Raw genomic sequence first — 16,231 nt, forward strand, 5'->3', positions numbered from 1 at the left:
GGAGGATCCGACGATGACCGAAACCGAGACCGTCGCAGAGCTGTTCGCGCTCGACTCGTTGATCTCCGACGAGGAGCGTCAGATCCGCGACACCGTTCGGAGGTTCGCGGCCGATCGGATCCGTCCGCACATCGCCGACTGGTTCGAGGCCGGTGTGCTCCCCGTCCGCGAACTGGCCCGTGAACTCGGCGGTCTCGGTGTGCTCGGCATGCACCTCGATGGCTACGGCTGCGCCGGGATGAGCGCGACCACCTACGGTCTGGCCTGCCTCGAGCTCGAGGCCGTCGACTCCGGGATCCGCAGCCTGGTGTCGGTACAGGGGTCGCTGGCAATGTTCGCGATCCATCGGTACGGCTCCGAGGAGCACAAGCAGCGGTGGCTGCCGTCGATGGCGGCGGGCGAGGCCCTCGGCTGCTTCGGTCTGACCGAGCCCGACTTCGGTTCCAACCCCGCCGGGATGCGCACCAACGCCCGCCGCGACGGCGACGACTGGATCCTGCGCGGCACCAAGATGTGGATCACCAACGGGTCGGTCGCGGACGTCGCCGTGGTGTGGGCGCGCACCGACGACGGGGTCCGCGGTTTCGTGGTGCCCACCGACACCGCCGGCTTCTCCGCCCCGGAGATCAAGCACAAGCTCTCGCTGCGGGCCTCGGTCACCGCGGAGCTCGTCCTCGACGACGTCCGGCTGCCGGCGTCGGCGATGCTGCCCGAGGCCCGTGGGCTGTCCGGTCCGCTCGGCTGTCTCAACGAGGCTCGCTTCGGCATCGTTTTCGGCGCGCTCGGCGCCGCCCGCGACTGCCTCGAGACCGCGATCGACTATGCGCAATCACGCGAGGTGTTCGACAAGCCGCTGGCCGCCTTCCAGCTGACCCAGGCCAAGCTCGCGGACATGGCGCTCGAGCTGGGCAAGGGACAGCTGCTGGCACTGCACCTGGGCCGGCTCAAGGACCGCCACGAGCTGCGACCCGAGCAGGTGAGCCTCGGCAAGCTCAACAGTGTCCGGGAGGCCATCGCGATCGCCCGCGAGTGCCGAACCATTCTGGGCGCCAACGGCATCACGCTGGAGTATCCGGTGATCCGGCACGCGAACAACCTGGAGTCGGTGCTCACTTACGAGGGCACGTCGGAGATGCACCAGCTGGTGATCGGTCAGGCGCTGACCGGGTCCTCCGCGTTCCGGTAGCCGCTCTTGTGCGGACCGCTTCCCGCGGGGCAGTCTGGGTACCGAGGGGGCCGTCACGCGAGCGGAGCCGGACATGGACACCACGACGACCGAGATCGCACCGGGCATCTACCGCTTCTCGACCTACGTCGACGACGCCAACCTGGTGATGAACCAGTACCTGATCGACGGCGACGAGCCATTGCTCTTCCACATGGGTCAGCGTGCGCTGTTCCCGTCCACGTCGGCCGCCGTGCAGCGGGTGGTCCCGCTCGATCGGCTCCGATGGCTGGCCTTCGGGCACGTCGAGGCCGACGAGTGCGGGTCGATGAACTCGTGGCTCGCGGCCGCCCCGAACGCGGTGGTCGCGCACGGCGCACTGTCGTGTTTCGTTCAGGTCGCGGACCTGGCCGACCGACCGCCCCGACCCCTGCAGGACGGCGAGGTGCTGGAGGTCGGCGAGAGGCGCGTCCGTCACATCGACACCCCGCACGTGCCACACGGCTGGGACGCCTGCCTGGTGTTCGAGGAGTCGACGTCGACGCTGTTGTGCGGTGACCTGTTCACCGCGTTCGGCAGGCCGCCGGCCGTGACGGACACCGAGATCGTCGGCCCCGCAATGGCCGGGGAGGAGATGGGCCGTGCGACGGCACTGACTCCGGCCCTCGGTCCGACGATCCGGTCGCTGGCCGACCTCGAGCCGACCACCCTCGGACTGATGCACGGACCGGCGTTCACCGGGGACTGCGTGGGGGCGCTGCGCGATCTGGCGGCGGGGTATCAGGAGAGGTTCGAGGCGGAACAGGAGCGGCTGGGCGGCCGGGCGTAAGCCTCAACCCCGCCGCAGCGCGGACGCCTTGAGCCGGCTGTAGCCGCGTACCCGCAGCGACCGCAGGGACCGCAACTGGAACTTCGGATTCCCGCTGAGCGCGTCGGCGAGGGTGGAATCGACGAGAACCGTTCCCGGTCGAGCCGAACTCGTCAGGCGCGCAGCGATGTTCACCACCGATCCGTACGCGTCCCCGAACCGGACCAGAACCTCGCCGCGGGCGAGGCCGACCCGCAGGCTCGGCAGTTCCTCCGTGCTGGATGCGGCGTCCTGCAGGGCGAGCGCGATCGCGGCGGCGTCGGCGGGGTCCTCGGCCGCGAACATCACCTCGTCGCCGACGTTCTTGATCACCCAGCCGTGGCCCTGGTTGATCACGTTGTTGACGGTGGACTCGAAGTACTCGAGTAGTTCGGTCAGTTCGGTGATGTCGATGCGCCGGGTGAGGCTGGTGTAGCCGACCATGTCCGCGAAGCCGATCACCAGGGTGCGGCTGTCCACCTCCTCGCCGCGATTGTCGAGGAAGCGAGCGGCATTCGACGCCAGGTGCCTTCGCCACACGTACGACTGCAGGCGCTCCAGGGTCGGCAGCATCTGCTCGGCGACGAGGGTGGCCTGGGCCGCGACCGCGTGCGGGTCGGCGGGCTCGCCGGGATCACGGTGCTCGAGTCGGTCCAGGATGTGACTGTTGAGCAGTCCCAGTTGCCACTCCGCGAGGCGCGAGAACGACTGTCCCAGTGCCCGGGTCACGGACACCTCGAGATCGGGATCGATGATGCCCCGGTCCACCAGCGAGGTGATGCCCCTGAGCGCCTCGACGTCGGCGTCGGTGAACATTGCCGCGTCGCTACCGACGTCGGCGGCGAATCCCATGGCGACCCATAGCTTCTGCACCCGTTCGAGGGGTATGCCGGACAACTCCGAGACCTGTTCGCGGGTGTACTTCATCTCGCCGCCGAGCAGGTTCCGCTCGACCTCCGCCTGGATCATCGCGAACTCGCGTGCCTGCCGCCGTTCGCTCGCGTGCTCAGCCACACACCGCCCCGTTCGACGCCGACCCGACCAGCTTCGCGTACTTGGCCAGTACGCCGCGGGTGTAGCGCGGCGGCAACGGTTCCCAGCCCTGGCGCCGACGGTCCAGTTCGTCGGCGTCGACCAGCAGGTCGAGGGTTCCGGTGCCGACGTCGAGCCGGATCTGGTCGCCGGAGTGCACGAACGCGATCGGCCCGCCGTCCACCGCCTCGGGCGCCACGTGCCCGACGCACAGGCCGGTGGTGCCGCCGGAGAATCTCCCGTCGGTCAGCAGCAGCACGTCCTTGCCGAGCCCGGCGCCCTTGATGGCTGCGGTGATCGCGAGCATCTCCCGCATGCCGGGCCCGCCCTTGGGGCCCTCGTAGCGGATCACCACCGCGTCGCCCGCGGTGATGGTGCCGTCCTCGAGCGCGTCGAGGGCGGCCCGCTCCCGGTCGAAAACCCTTGCAGTGCCGGTGAACACGTCGGACTCGAAGCCCGCCGACTTGACCACCGCGCCGCCCGGTGCCAGCGACCCGGACAGGATGGTGATACCGCCGGTCGGATGGATCGGATTGCTCATCGCGCGCAGCACCTTTCCGTCCGGGTCGGGCGGGGCGATGTGGGCGAGGTTCTCGGCCATCGTCTTTCCGGTGACAGTCATGCACTCGCCGTGCAGCAGACCCGCGTCGAGCAGGGCCTTCATCACCACCGGAACCCCGCCGATGTGGTCGACATCGACCATCACGTGGCTGCCGAACGGCTTGACGTCGGCGAGGTGCGGCACCCGGGCCCCGACGCGACGGAAGTCGTCGAGGGTCAGCTCCACATGCGCCTCGTGCGCGATGGCGAGCAGGTGCAGTACCGCGTTGGTGGAGCCGCCGAACGCCATCACCACGGCGATCGCGTTCTCGAAGGCCTCCTTGGTGAGGATGTCCGAGGTGGTGATGCCGCGGCGCAGCATCTCCACGACGGCCTCGCCGCTGCGCCGGGCGTACCCGTCGCGTCGCCGGTCGGTCGCGGGCGGTGCGGCGCTGCCGGGCAGCGACATGCCCAGTGCCTCGGCCGCGCTGGCCATGGTGTTGGCGGTGTACATGCCGCCGCAGGCGCCCTCGCCGGGGCAGATCGCACGTTCGATGGAGTCCACGTCGGCCCGGCTCATCAGCCCGCGGGAGCAGGCGCCGACCGCCTCGAACGCGTCGATGATCGTGACCTCCTTCTCGGTGCCGTCGGACATCTTCGCGATGCCCGGAAGGATCGAGCCCGCGTAGAGGAAGACGCTGGCCAGATCGAGGCGGGCGGCCGCCATCAGCATCCCGGGCAGGGACTTGTCGCACCCGGCGAGCAGTACCGAGCCGTCGAGTCGTTCGGCCTGCATGACGGTCTCGACGCTGTCCGCGATGACCTCCCGCGAGACAAGCGAGAAGTGCATGCCCTCGTGGCCCATCGAGATTCCGTCGGAGACCGAGATGGTGCCGAATTCGAGCGGATAGCCGCCGGCCGCGTGGACGCCGTCCTTCGAGGCCTTGGCGAGGCGGTCGAGGGACAGGTTGCACGGGGTGATCTCGTTCCACGAGGACGCGACGCCGATCTGGGACTTGCCCCAGTCGTCGTCACCCATTCCGACCGCGCGGAGCATCCCGCGCGAGGCCGTCTTCTCGAGGCCGTCGGTGACGTCGCGGCTGCGGGGCTTGATGTCGGGGCCGTTCGGTTCCTGGGACACGCTGTTCATCATCCTCCGGTCGGGCCTGCTCGGCGCTCCGAATCGACATCGCGGCCGGTCAGAGCCAGTAGTCGGGTCTGGAGTGGGGCGTCCTCGGACACCTCGATCGGCGCGGCGAACAGTCCACTGGCGCTCAGCATCTCGCGTTGGGCGTCGAGCAACTCCCACACCGCCTCGACCAGCGCCGGGTCCAGCGTCTCGTCGAGTCCCGCTGCGCGAGCGAGATCCCAGCTGTGGATCACGATGTCGGAAACCTGTTCGCGCAGATAGTGTTCCACCGTGACGGTGCCGTACGACAGGTGCACCGGCGCGGCAGGGGGTGCCACCTCCCAGGCCGCGCCCGCGAGCCCGGCGAAGCGGTGCCACTCCGCCGCCAGGTCGGGCCCGAGTGGGTGCACCCGGGCACCCGCCTCGGAGAGGGTCAGACCGCCGAGCAGCGGCGGAATCCACTGCTGCTCGACGATCACGTGTCGGACCAGGTCGGCGACGTCCCACTCGGTGTCCGGGGTCGGCGCCGCCCAGTCGGTGACGGCGTCGACCCGCGAACCGAACTCGTGCATCGCCCGCCGCTGCAGCGCGAGCCACTCGAGTGCCACGTGCGCCTCCGTTACGGCTGCGCGGGCGTCGGCGTCATGACGCTGAACACGGCCCCGGTCGGGTCGGACAGCACCGCCATTCGTCCGACGGTCGGGATGTCGAACGGTTCGGCCATCACGCTGCCGCCCGCCGCGTTCGAGGCCTCGACCGTGGCATCGGTGTCGTCGGTGGCGAAATAGACGTGCCAGTGGGTGGGGACCTGAGGCATCTGCGGCGTGGTGCAGCCGCCGACCTGGTCGTCGCCGACTTGCAGCAGCGTGTACGTCGGGCCGCCCGGCATGTCCGCAACGGAGGACCCGAGGCCGAGGACGGCCGCGTAAAACGCGAGCGCCTTGTCGGGGTCGGGGGTGATCAGCTCGTTCCAGACGACGGCGCCCGCGTCGCCGACCAGCGTCGCGCCGATGTGCTGGCCGGCCTGCCAGAGCCCGACCACCGCGCCGGTCGGGTCGCTGACGAAGGACATCCGCCCGGCATCGCCGACGTCCTCGGGACCCATCAGCACCTGACCGCCCGCTCCCGCGACCTTCGCCGTTGCGGCGGCGGCGTCGTCGGTGGCGAGGTAGGTGTTCCACATCGACGGTGTCCCGGCCGGCACGCCCGGTGGTTGGCCGCCGACGGCGGAGACGTAGTTCCCGCGCACTCGCGCCATCGAGTAGACGCCGCCGCCGGGAGTGGGCATGTCCTCGAAATCCCAGCCGAACAGGGCGGTGTAATAGGTCTTGGCGGCGGCGGGATCCGTGGCCGACAGGTCCACCCAACAGGGGGTGCCCTGCACGTAACTCGACCGTTCGGGCATGGCGATGTCCTTTCACAGAGAGGAATCGGACTTCTCGGGCCTTGCCCACCGACTTCGCTGTGCGAGGCCCATCGGTCACGTTTCCAGTCCGCGGCCCGTTTGGAAAGGGGCAAGGCCGGTGCGGCGGTTCCGTCAGCTCGATCGTTCCCGTACCGGGGCGACGGCAGGACCGGAGATGTCGCAGCGCGACTTGCATTCGATCGAATCCCTGGGCTCCTCGGCCGGTGCACCCGCAGGAATCAGGGCGGCCGCGATCGCCGCGCCGATCACCAGCAGACCCACACAGATCAGCATCGCAACGCGGAATCCGTGCGAGAACACCTGCGGGTCGGTGTAGTTCGTGCCCGCGATCCCGGCCAGCCCCGGCAGCGCGGCGACCGCGAGCAACTGGCTGCTGCGGGCGACCGCGTTGTTGACCCCGGATGCGATGCCGGCCCGGTCCGTGGACACCGAGCCGAGCACCGCGCCGGTCAGCGGCGCCACCAGCGCCGACAGTCCGAGACCGAACACGACCACCCCGGGCAGCACGTCGCGCAGGTACGACGCCCCGGGCCCGATCCGCAGCATCAGCAGCAGACCGGCCGCCGCGATCAGCGGACCCACGCTCATCGGGAGTCGCGGGCCGCGGTGTTGCGCGAATCGTCCGGCCCGCGCGGAGAGCAGCAGCATCAGCACGGTGATCGGCAGCGTCGCCAGGCCGGACGCCAGCGGGGTGAACCCGGCACCGAGCTGGAGCTGCAGTACCAGCAGGAAGAAGACGCCGCCGAGTGCCGCGTACACGGCGAGCGTGACCAGGTTTGCCGCGGCGAAGACCCGGGAGCGGAACAGCGACGGCGGCACCAGCGGATTGTCGGTACGGAGCTCGACCAGTACGAACGCGAGGAGGAGCGCGGCACCGGCGACGACGGCAACCCAGTGCCCGGCGATCAGGCCGTAGGTGAGTGCGGCCAACGCGAGTGCGGCCAGCACTGCCCCGGGGAGGTCGAGCCGACCCTGCTGGTGCGGGTCGCGGCTCTCGGGAACGTGCCGCACCGCCACCCACACCACCGCCGCGGCGAGCGGGAGATTGAGCCAGAACACCGCACGCCAGCTCGACACCTCGACGATCCAACCGCCGAGTAGTGGTCCGGCGGCCGAGGCCACCCCGCCGAGACCGGACCACAGGCCGATGGCGGCGCCGCGGTCGTCGGGGTCGATGGTCGCCGACAGCAGCGCCAGACTCCCGGGGGTGAGCAGCGCGGCCCCGACGCCCTGCAGGACGCGGGCGGCGACGAGCAGTTCGATCGTCGGGGCCAGCCCGCACAGGGCCGAGGCGAGCGCGAACCAGACTGTGCCCCAGACGAACACCTTGCGCCGGCCGAGCCGGTCGCCGAGCGCACCGGCCAGCAGGATCAGTGAGGCCAGGGTGAGGGTGTAGCCGCTGAGCACCCACTGCAGCCCCGCGACGGAGGCGCCGAGGTCCTCGCCGATGCGGGGGAGCGCGATGTTGACGACGGTGGCGTCGAGCATCGCGAGGGCGGAGCCGAGGACGGTCGCAAGCACCACCGCGCGCCCGGTGGACGAGCGCAGGTGGACGGTCGCGCCGGGCGAGTCCATGCACCGCAGGCTACAGGCGGCTGCGCCGCCCGTGAGTCCTTCTGGTCCCTGTGCGGGCCAGAAGGACTCACGGGCAGCGGAGCTGCCTAGTTGTAGTCGTAGAACCCGCGGCCGGTCTTCTTGCCGAGGCGACCGGCGTCAACCATCCGGCGCAGCAGTGCCGGCGGCGCGAAGTGCGGCTCCGCGAACTCGGCGTACAGCGACTCCGAGGCGGCGAGGGCGACGTCGAGGCCGACGGTGTCGAGCAGCGTCAGCGGGCCCATCGGGTAGCCGCAGCCGCCCTTCATGGCCGCGTCGATGTCCTCGGCGGTCGCGTAGCCGGACTCGAGCATCCGGATCGCGGAGGTCAGGTACGGGATGAGCAGCGCGTTGACGATGAAGCCCGACCGGTCCCCCGCCTGCACGGTGGTCTTGCGCAGGGTGTCCTTGGCGTAGTCGGTGACGGCCTTCGCGGTCTCCGGCGAGGTCACCAGCGTGGAGATGATCTCGACGAGCGGCATCACCGGCACCGGGTTGAAGAAGTGCACACCGACGACCTGCTCGGGGCGCGAGGTGGCGCCCGCGACCTTGATGACCGGGATCGAGGAGGTGTTGGTCGCCAGGATGCCGGACGGCTTGACGATCTTGTCGAGCTTGCCGAAGATCTCGTACTTCAGCGCCTCGATCTCGGGGGCCGCCTCGATGACCAGGTCACGGTCCGCGAACTCGTCGATGTCGAGGGTGACGCGCACCCGCGCGATCGCGGCGTCGGCCTCTTCCTGGGTGATCTTGCCCTTGGCGACGCCGCGGGAGATCGACGACGCGATCCGCTTGGTCGCGGCGTCGGCGTACTCCTGCTTGGTCTCGAGTACCAGGACTTCACTCCCGGCCTTCGCGCACACCTCGGCGATTCCGGCACCCATGGTGCCGCCACCGATCACTCCGATCAGCTGCACAGTCATCTCTCCAAACCTGAAATGCTCGTCATGTTGTCAGGGCCATTCTGCTACGGACCGGTAATTACGTTGTCGGCCGCCCGCAGCTCGTTCTTGCGGACCTTGCCGGTCGGGGTGCGCGGCAGGTCCGACGCGAACACCACCTCGCGCGGCACCTTGTACCCGGCGAGCAGGCCGCGGGTGTGCGCGATCAGCTCGTCCGCGGTCACCTCCGCACCCGGCCGGACCAGCACGAACGCCTTCGGACGCTCGCCCCACCTGTCGTCCGGTACACCCACGACCGCGACGTCCGCGACCGCCGGATGCGCGACGATCGCCTGCTCCACCTCGACCGTCGAGATGTTCTCGCCGCCGGAGATGATGATGTCCTTGGCGCGGTCCTTGAGCTGGATGTAGCCGTCCGGGTGCAGGACGCCGAGGTCACCGGTGTGGAACCAGCCGCCCGCGAACGCCTCCTCGGTGGCCTTCGGATCGCGGTAGTAGGCGAGCATCACGTTGTTGCCGCGGAGCACGATCTCGCCCATCGTCTCGCCGTCGGCGGGCACGTCGTGCATCTGCTGGTCCACCACGCGAGCCGTCTCGGCCTGCAGCATCCCGACGCCCTGCCGGGCGATCAACACCGCGCGCTCGGCCGGATCGAGCGCGGCCCACGACTCCTGCGGCTCGCAGATCGTGTACGGCCCGTACACCTCGGTGAGGCCGTAGACGTGCACGACGGTGACGCCGAGGGACTCGAGTTGGCCGATGACGGTCGGCGACGGCGGCGCGCCCGCGGTGGTGATCCGCAGCGGCGTCGACAGCGGGTGTGCCTGCGGTGCGTCGGCGATGGTCGAGCAGACGGTCGGGGCGCCGCACAGGTTGGTGATGTCGAGCGTGTCGATTGCGTCCCAGATCGCGTCGGCACGCACCGCGCGCAGGCACACGTGGGTGCCGCCGGCCGCGGTGACGGCCCATGGGGTGCACCAGCCGTTGCAGTGGAACATCGGCAGCGTCCACAGGTACTTGGTGTCCCCGGTGAATCCGTTGTGGAAGGTCTCGCCGAACGAGTTCAGGTAGGCGCCGCGGTGGGAGTACATGACGCCCTTGGGTTTTCCGGTGGTCCCGGAGGTGTAATTGATCGCGATCGTCTGCTGCTCGTCGGCCACACCCCACACCAGAGGCTCGGCAGCGGACGCGTCGACACTGCGCAGGAATTCGTCGTAGACGGCGGTCGCGACACCGGTCACCGGGTCGGTGAGGGTGATCGTCGAGTCGGGGATCTCGACGATCTCACGCACCGACGGCACGGCGTCGCGGACGGTCGTGACCGAGCCGAGGAACTCCGAGTCGACGAACAGGATGCCGGTGCCGGAGTGGTCGAGGATGTACTCGAGCTCCGGCCCGGCGAGGCGCGAGTTCAGCGCGATCAGCACGCCCCCGGCCAGCGGCACTGCAAAGTGCGCCATCAGCAGCTCCGGGGTGTTCGGCGAGAGGTACGCCACCCGGGCGCCGGGCTCGATGCGTTCGCGGAGCACGTGCGCGAGCTGCTCGACCTCCGCCGCGAACTCCCGGTAGGTGTAGTGCCGGTGTCCGTGGATGATCGCGGTGCGGTCGGGGAAGACCGCCGCCGAACGTTCCAGGAAGCGCAGGGGGCTGAGCTCGGAATGGTTGGCGGTCGGGGTGATGGGCATGCGGCTACCTCGTGTGACGGGGCTTACAGATGGTTGCCGACGACGTTATGGCCCACTCGGAGGCGGCCGCTACCCTACGAAGTGGGTATGCAATGAACGAGAACATGAGGCCGGACGACGAGGACGCGCTGCGCGGTGAGCTGCGGGCGCTGCGTTCGAGCACCCCGTTTCCGGTGCTGTTCGGTGGGTCGGTGGCGGACGGCCGGATGCTGCTGTCCGGGTTCGCGGGCACCCGCAGTCGGGTACTGCGCGGCCTGGCGATCGACGCCCGCTGCGGGCTGGGCGGTCGGGCGATCGCCGAGCAGCGGCCCGAGGTGGCGCCGGACTACTTCGCCTCCAGTCACATCACCCACGACTACGACGTCCAGGTCGCGGGCGAGGGCATCGAGTCGCTCCTGGCGGTCCCGGTGGTGGTGCGCGGGGTGACCCGCGCCGCGATCTACGGCGGGCTGCGGGCTCGGCGCCCGATCGGCGACGTGATGGCCGGCACGGTGCTGCGTTCGGCGACCAGGCTGGCCCGCGAGATCGAGATCCGCGACGAGGTGGACCGCCGGGTGCAGCTGATCGAGCGCGCCGATGCGGAACCGGTCGCGCGCAGCACGTCGGAGTCCGAGCGGATCACCGAGAGTTATCTGCTACTACGGGAACTGGCTGCGCAGGTCGCCGACGCGTCGGTGGCGGAGCGGCTGCGTGCGGTCGAGCGGACGCTGCGCTCGTTGGCCGCCGTCGAGGATGTCGATCCGTCGATCACGTTGTCGCCGAGGGAGTTCGACGTGCTCTCCCACGTGGCATTGGGCTGTCGGAACGCGGAGATCGCCGAGCGTCTCTCGCTCAGCGTCGAGACGGTGAAGACCTACATGCGGAACTTGATGGCCAAGCTCGAGGTGAGCAGCAGGCAGCAGGCGGTGTTCGAGGCGCGGCGGCGAGGGCTGCTGCCGTAGAACCAGCTCTGGTCGATAGCTACCGCGGCCGGTAGATCTCGCGACGGTGCCCGATGCGAACAACCAGCACGAGAAGCCGGTCGTCGTGAATTTCATACACGATGCGGTAGTCGCCGGTGCGGACCCGCCATTCGCCTGCGCCACCCGCTAGCTGAGTAGCCGCCGGCGGTCGTGGCTCTACCGCGAGCAGTTCGAGTGCGGCCTGAATACGGCGACGAACCTGGGGGTCGAACTTGCGCAGTTGGCGGGCAGCAGCCGGCGCCAAGGCAATGCTGTACGTCATGTCAGGCCGAGATCGGCCTTGACCTGCTCCCACGGGATCGGTGTCTCACCGGTCTCGTCCATCTCGGCGCGGGCGGCCTCCGCCGCCCTGATGTCGATCATGTCCTCGGCGAGCTCGATGAGTCTGTCGAGATCATCCGCGTCGATGACCGCCGCCACCCGCCGCCCGCGTCGGGCGAGGTAGATCGGTGAGTGCTCGGTGCCCACGCGGTCGATGATCTCGGACAGCTGTTGGCGTGCCTCCGAGACGGGAATGGGAGCTCGAGCAGACATGAACAAATTGTACGTTTGAACCTTGAAACGTACAAGGATTTGAGCGAGGGCTCGGTGTCGAACGGGCGCTACTCGTCGCGGGTGCTGATCGCCGCGATCGCCTCGCCGGTCGGGGAGGCCGCCGAGTTGGTGGTCATGATCGTCTGCCGGTAGTGCTCGGCGGAGCCGTCGGGGCGACGCTCGAACAGGTCCACCGCGTAGGCGCCGGGCCCTGCCTTCCGTGCGATGACGCAATGCGTTGTGCCGACCGGAATTTGGGCGATGCCCTTGCTGATCTGCTCGGCCGACCCGACGCGGGCGCCGGCGGCGACGAAGGTGCGGGCCAGGACTCCGTCGCGGGCGCGGTAGTAGGCGTCCTCGAAGCCGGCGATGGTCGCGGCGCCCGCGTCGGGGGAGTCGAGGCTCGCCGGATCGCCCGACGCGAGGCCAGCGCACCACGGACTCTCCACGGCCGCAACAGTTTCCGTGTCCTCGGCCGACCGCAGCGTGAGGAAGGCGGCCGTGCCGGCTCCCGCGGCGCCCGCTACGACGACCAGCGTGGCGACCGTCGCGACCAGGGCGCCGCGTCGACGGCGGGGCGTGCGGTCCGACGGCTGCGGGTCGTCGAAGGGGCCGACGGCGTCGTCGCCGGTCGACGAGGGGCTCAGCCAGGGACTCGACCTGTCGGCCGCCTCGGGATCCGGGATCGGGACATCGACCGACGACGGCTGGTCGCCGGCGGTCATCCAGGCGTCGTTGCTGTACGGCGACGACGGTCGGCTAGCCACGATGTCTCCTCACCGGACCCCTCGTGCGGGGCCGTCCTTCTACGGGGCGAGCCCCGCGTGCACTGCGTTCAGGACGTCGGCGACGGCACCGGTGGCCGGTTGGAAGGCGCGGCCCAGGTCGGCTCCGACGGTCTCGATCTCGGCCACCGCATTCGCGCCGACCGGGTGCGCCACCGCGGCGGTCCGGACCACACCGATCTGCGCGTTCGTGTCCGCGGTCAGCTGTGCGAGTTGCTGCGGCGCCGCGTCGGCGGCGGTGCGCACGGCCGCCACCACCTCGTGGCCGCCGGGCATGGCCTCGACCTGCGCCACGGCCTGCCTGGTGGCAGCGGTGATCGCCGGCGGATCGACGACCGGGGCGTCGGGGATGACGAACTCGACCGGCTCGGTGCTGGTGTCGCCGGCGCCGAACGCGGCGCCCGCGACACCGCCGACGATCGCGCCTGCAGTGCCCGCCACCACGGCGACGGGGATGCCGGCGACGGCTGCGCCTGCTGCGGCACCGATACCGGTTCCGATCGCTCCGTTCGTCACGGTGCCGACGCCCGGCCACACGACCGTCCCCATGCCCATGCCGATGTTGCCACCGATCGTTCCGCCGATCAGCCCACCGACGACCGCGGCCGGCACACCCGCGACCGTGGCCGCGCCCAGCCCACCCGCCGTCGCACCGGCGATCGTCGCCGCGGCGACCTTGTCCGACCGCGAGGCCTCGATTCCGATCGAGCGCCAGAAGGTGGCCATCTGGGCCTCGGCCACGGCAGCGGAGTTGTTGGTCTTCTCCATGTCTTCCTTGCTGAGCCAGTTCGGCTTCGCGGCAATGAAGTCACCGAGCCGCAGCATGTCCCGCGGCGCCTCGATCGGCGCGACCGGCGCGACGGGCTCGGGCAGGTGCAACGTCTGGACGGTGGCCGGGGCGACCGGGGCCTCGTCGTAGGTCGGCACTGAGCGGGTCGGCACGTTGTCGTACTCGACGGGCGGTGCGACCCAGTACTGGCGCGGCTCGGCAGGCTCGGGGGCCGGTTCGGGAGCAGGTGCGGGTGCGGCCTCGGGCTTGGGTGTGGAGTCGCCGACACCCGGCTGTTCGGCCTCGTCCGTCATCACGCCGGGCTGCACCGGCGCGGCCAGGGCGGTGCCGGCGCAGGCGACGGCCATGGCCAGCGGAATCGTGCCGGCGACGGCAACCCGCTCGGCCACCTGACGCCGCCTGCTCTTGAATGTGTGCATCCCCATGATGTCCCCCCGATGTCTTTCGTTTGTTGCTCAGTCGGGGGTGAGTTGGTGCCGACACACGAAGCGACCACGTGCGCGGTCAGCGCCGTGGACCTGGTCGATGCGTTGTCCGTCCGAAAGGCCGGTGTGAATCCCCCCGCGTCTACCCCCGACCGGCGAGTGTAGCGGGTTCGGGCAAATCGTCGTCGTCGCGGAGTTCCACGGTGACCCGCCCGGCCCGGTCGTACTCGACCCGTCGAACTCGGGTTCCGTGTTCGGAGACGATGGTGGCCAGGGCGTCCCGGCCTGCCGGCAGGGACCGTGCGGTGAGGGTCCCGTCCGAGCAGGAGTCCAGTTCGTCGACGAGTCCCGCCCGGATCCGTGTCACCGTCTCGGCGGGGGTGTCGGCGAGGCCGCCGTCGTCGAGCAGGATGACGCGTGCACCCCGTCGCCGCGCCGAGTCTGCGGCCGCACACACCGCCTCGTCGGAGGCGAAGACCGGCGCCCGCAGGGTGTCGCGCAGTCGGGATTCCAGTACCGCGCATTCCTCGCGTTCTCCGGCCGAGAACTCGTGTCCGTCCGCGGAGGCCTGCAGGATCGGGCGGGCGAGGTGGTCCAGCCGGGTGAGTTGGGTGTCGCGTTCGCGGAGCACGGCCTGCGTCATGGCCTCGTCCGCGGCCCGTTCGGATTCCCGTTCCCGCAGCCGGAACACCGCGAACCCGAGCGGCCGGATGCTGTATGCGAAGAACACCGACATCAGGACGGGAGCGAGGTTGATCGAGGCCAGTCGGATTCCGGTACCCCAGCCTTGGCCGGTGGAGTCGGCCCAGGCGCCGCTGGTGAGGATCATCAGAGCGGCACCGGTGAAGGCGTACGCCGCGCGTCCGCGCACCGACATGTAGACGAGAACCACGGTCACGGCGCGAATCTGCCAGGCGGAGTCCAGCGTCCAGCCGGGCACCGGCAGCTGCCACAGGACCAGTGCGCACGCGACGGGCCCCAAGGCGGTCAATGCGATCGTGTGGGCGGTCGGCAGCGGGTCACCCGGCACGGTGATGATCACCGTCGCTCCCGCGGTGACGAGCGCCGCCGCCAGGATGGTCGGCCAGATCCGGTGTACCCCATCGAGATTGGCCAGGGCCGCCACTGTGAAGCTCAGGCAGAACAGGGCCACCGCCACTTTCGCGGCCGGACGGTCCATGCCGAGCAGGACGCGCACGTCCCGGAAGTCGCGGGACGAGGACCGGGTCATGACGGCACCGTCCAGCGCAGTGTCACCCGGGTGCCGCGGTGTGCGGCGGAACGGATCTCGGCGGTGCCGCCGGGCACGGACGCCATGCGCGCGCGGATGCTCACGCTGATACCCAGTCCGTACGGCGGAACCCGGTCGGGGTCGAACCCTCGGCCGTTGTCGGCGACGAGCACCTGCAGGCCATCGGTGTCGACGTCGATCGCGACGATCCGGTCCGCCGTCAGGTCCGGACCGTCCGCGTGCTGGAGGCTGTTTCGGAGCGCCTCGGCCGCGGCGGATGCCATCGCGCGACACGCCTCGCGGGGGATGGTGACGGCCGAGGTCACCCGGACGTCGGTGTCGACGTCGCCGTGTTCGTCGACCTCCACCAGCGCGGAGCGGATCAACCCGACCGCGGCCTCCGTGTCGAGGTCCTCGGTGGCGACGTCGCTGGCGCGTAGCCGGTCGAGTTCGCGCAGCGCGACGCCCGACTGTTCGCTGAGCTGGTCGGTGTTGCCGCGGCGTGAGAGGCCGAGCAGCGTCGACATGACGCGGTCGTGGATCAGTGCGTCGAACCGCTTGCGCTCGACGTCCCGCGCGGCGACGGCGGCGGTTGCCGTGGACTGCCGCATCGCCGCGGCGCGCGTGCCGTCGAGGGTTCGGCCGGACTGGACCGCGGCGATGGTCGCGACGACGTACATGCTGTTGGTCATCACGACATTGAAGATCTCCGGCGCCAGTGTGCTTTCCGGACCGTCCCGGGTGATGTGCCGGATCAGTTCCGCCGCTGCGGAGCTGAGCACGAGGTATACCAAGCTCGGGATGGGCCGCCAGCTCAGCGCCGTGGCCATGGCGACCAGGCCGGGGAGCGCGAACAGCCACACCTCGCGGGTGGGCGGGATGTTTCCCTGCAGCGTGGGCAACCAGGCGACCGCGGCGACGAGGTAGGTCGCGGCCCCGAGGGTGCCGAGGCCGCGAACCCACCGCAGGTCCCGGGCGTAGCTGGCGGGCCACAGCGCGAGCATGGGAGCGAAGACGATGACCGCGGCGACCGGGGTGTACCACGGCGCGAGTGCATGGGACTGGGCGATGAGGACGGGGATCAGCACCACGCCGAAGAACAATGCGCCGACGCCGATCACGCGGGCGAAGGTGCGGATGACCTTCGCTTCGGCGTCGCCGATCCCGTTGTCGCGGCCGGTCATT

Annotated in this window: 16 protein-coding genes; 3 read left to right on the forward strand and 13 right to left on the reverse strand. The window is 70.2% G+C overall.

Annotated elements, in window-relative coordinates; translation table 11 throughout:
- Positions 1–13: 13 nt before the first annotated feature.
- Together FK531_RS09710 and FK531_RS09715 are read left to right on the forward strand one after the other, a co-directional pair.
- On the forward strand, positions 14–1,186 hold the full coding sequence (locus FK531_RS09710) for an acyl-CoA dehydrogenase family protein (protein ID WP_142098445.1): 1,173 nt from the start codon (positions 14–16) through the stop codon (positions 1,184–1,186).
- A gap of 73 nt (positions 1,187–1,259) precedes the next feature.
- Entirely contained in the window at positions 1,260–1,994 is a 735-nt protein-coding gene (locus FK531_RS09715) for an oxygen-binding di-iron domain-containing protein (RefSeq protein ID WP_142098448.1), read from the forward strand.
- Positions 1,995–1,997: 3 nt separating this feature from the next.
- Here FK531_RS09715 and FK531_RS09720 read toward each other — a convergent pair whose 3' ends face one another.
- From FK531_RS09720 to FK531_RS09750, 7 genes are all read right to left on the reverse strand, one after another.
- Complete coding sequence (locus FK531_RS09720; protein ID WP_246098075.1) at positions 1,998–3,026, reverse strand: adenylate/guanylate cyclase domain-containing protein; 1,029 nt, start codon at positions 3,024–3,026, stop codon at positions 1,998–2,000.
- Positions 3,019–4,725 (reverse strand): dihydroxy-acid dehydratase, encoded by a 1,707-nt coding sequence (gene ilvD, locus FK531_RS09725; RefSeq protein ID WP_435531040.1) that lies wholly within the window; start codon positions 4,723–4,725, stop codon positions 3,019–3,021. Before ilvD ends, FK531_RS09720 begins: the two co-directional genes overlap by 8 nt.
- 8 nt (positions 4,726–4,733) lie before the next feature.
- Entirely contained in the window at positions 4,734–5,321 is a 588-nt protein-coding gene (locus tag FK531_RS09730) for a TIGR03086 family metal-binding protein (RefSeq protein WP_142098454.1), read from the reverse strand.
- 11 nt (positions 5,322–5,332) lie between these two features.
- Positions 5,333–6,118, reverse strand: a complete 786-nt coding sequence (locus FK531_RS09735) for a VOC family protein (RefSeq protein ID WP_142098457.1) — start codon at positions 6,116–6,118, stop codon at positions 5,333–5,335.
- Positions 6,119–6,250: 132 nt separating this feature from the next.
- Positions 6,251–7,714 carry an MFS transporter gene (locus tag FK531_RS09740; RefSeq protein ID WP_142098460.1) on the reverse strand — a complete coding sequence of 488 codons (1,464 nt, stop codon included), beginning with the start codon at positions 7,712–7,714 and terminating at the stop codon, positions 6,251–6,253.
- An 86-nt stretch (positions 7,715–7,800) separates the two neighbouring features.
- Entirely contained in the window at positions 7,801–8,649 is an 849-nt protein-coding gene (locus FK531_RS09745) for a 3-hydroxybutyryl-CoA dehydrogenase (protein WP_142099521.1), read from the reverse strand.
- 50 nt (positions 8,650–8,699) lie between these two features.
- On the reverse strand, positions 8,700–10,319 hold the full coding sequence (locus FK531_RS09750) for an AMP-binding protein (protein ID WP_142098463.1): 1,620 nt from the start codon (positions 10,317–10,319) through the stop codon (positions 8,700–8,702).
- Between the two features lie 92 nt (positions 10,320–10,411).
- Here FK531_RS09750 and FK531_RS09755 point away from each other — a divergent pair, with 92 nt between their 5' ends.
- Complete coding sequence (locus FK531_RS09755; protein WP_142098466.1) at positions 10,412–11,260, forward strand: helix-turn-helix transcriptional regulator; 849 nt, start codon at positions 10,412–10,414, stop codon at positions 11,258–11,260.
- Between the two features lie 19 nt (positions 11,261–11,279).
- Here the strand turns inward: FK531_RS09755 and FK531_RS09760 are convergent, their stop codons facing one another.
- From FK531_RS09760 to FK531_RS09785, 6 genes are all read right to left on the reverse strand, one after another.
- Entirely contained in the window at positions 11,280–11,543 is a 264-nt protein-coding gene (locus FK531_RS09760; protein ID WP_142098469.1) for a type II toxin-antitoxin system RelE family toxin, read from the reverse strand.
- Positions 11,540–11,815: a type II toxin-antitoxin system Phd/YefM family antitoxin gene (locus FK531_RS09765; RefSeq protein ID WP_142098472.1), complete on the reverse strand. Its 276-nt coding sequence runs from the start codon at positions 11,813–11,815 to the stop codon at positions 11,540–11,542. Before FK531_RS09765 ends, FK531_RS09760 begins: the two co-directional genes overlap by 4 nt.
- Positions 11,816–11,883: 68 nt before the next feature.
- Positions 11,884–12,582, reverse strand: a complete 699-nt coding sequence (locus FK531_RS09770) for a DUF8176 domain-containing protein (protein WP_142098475.1) — start codon at positions 12,580–12,582, stop codon at positions 11,884–11,886.
- Positions 12,583–12,621: 39 nt separating this feature from the next.
- The gene (locus FK531_RS09775; RefSeq protein ID WP_142098478.1) at positions 12,622–13,815 is read right to left on the reverse strand and encodes an insoluble domain protein; all 1,194 of its coding nucleotides are present in this window, start codon (positions 13,813–13,815) and stop codon (positions 12,622–12,624) included.
- Between the two features lie 142 nt (positions 13,816–13,957).
- Entirely contained in the window at positions 13,958–15,046 is a 1,089-nt protein-coding gene (locus tag FK531_RS09780) for a DUF8320 family protein (RefSeq protein ID WP_142098481.1), read from the reverse strand.
- Positions 15,043–16,230: a sensor histidine kinase gene (locus tag FK531_RS09785; protein ID WP_142098484.1), complete on the reverse strand. Its 1,188-nt coding sequence runs from the start codon at positions 16,228–16,230 to the stop codon at positions 15,043–15,045. Before FK531_RS09785 ends, FK531_RS09780 begins: the two co-directional genes overlap by 4 nt.
- Between the last annotated feature and the right edge of the window lies 1 nt (position 16,231).

The organism is Rhodococcus spelaei (assembly GCF_006704125.1).
Taxonomy (GTDB): Bacteria; Actinomycetota; Actinomycetes; order Mycobacteriales; family Mycobacteriaceae; genus Rhodococcus_G; species Rhodococcus_G spelaei.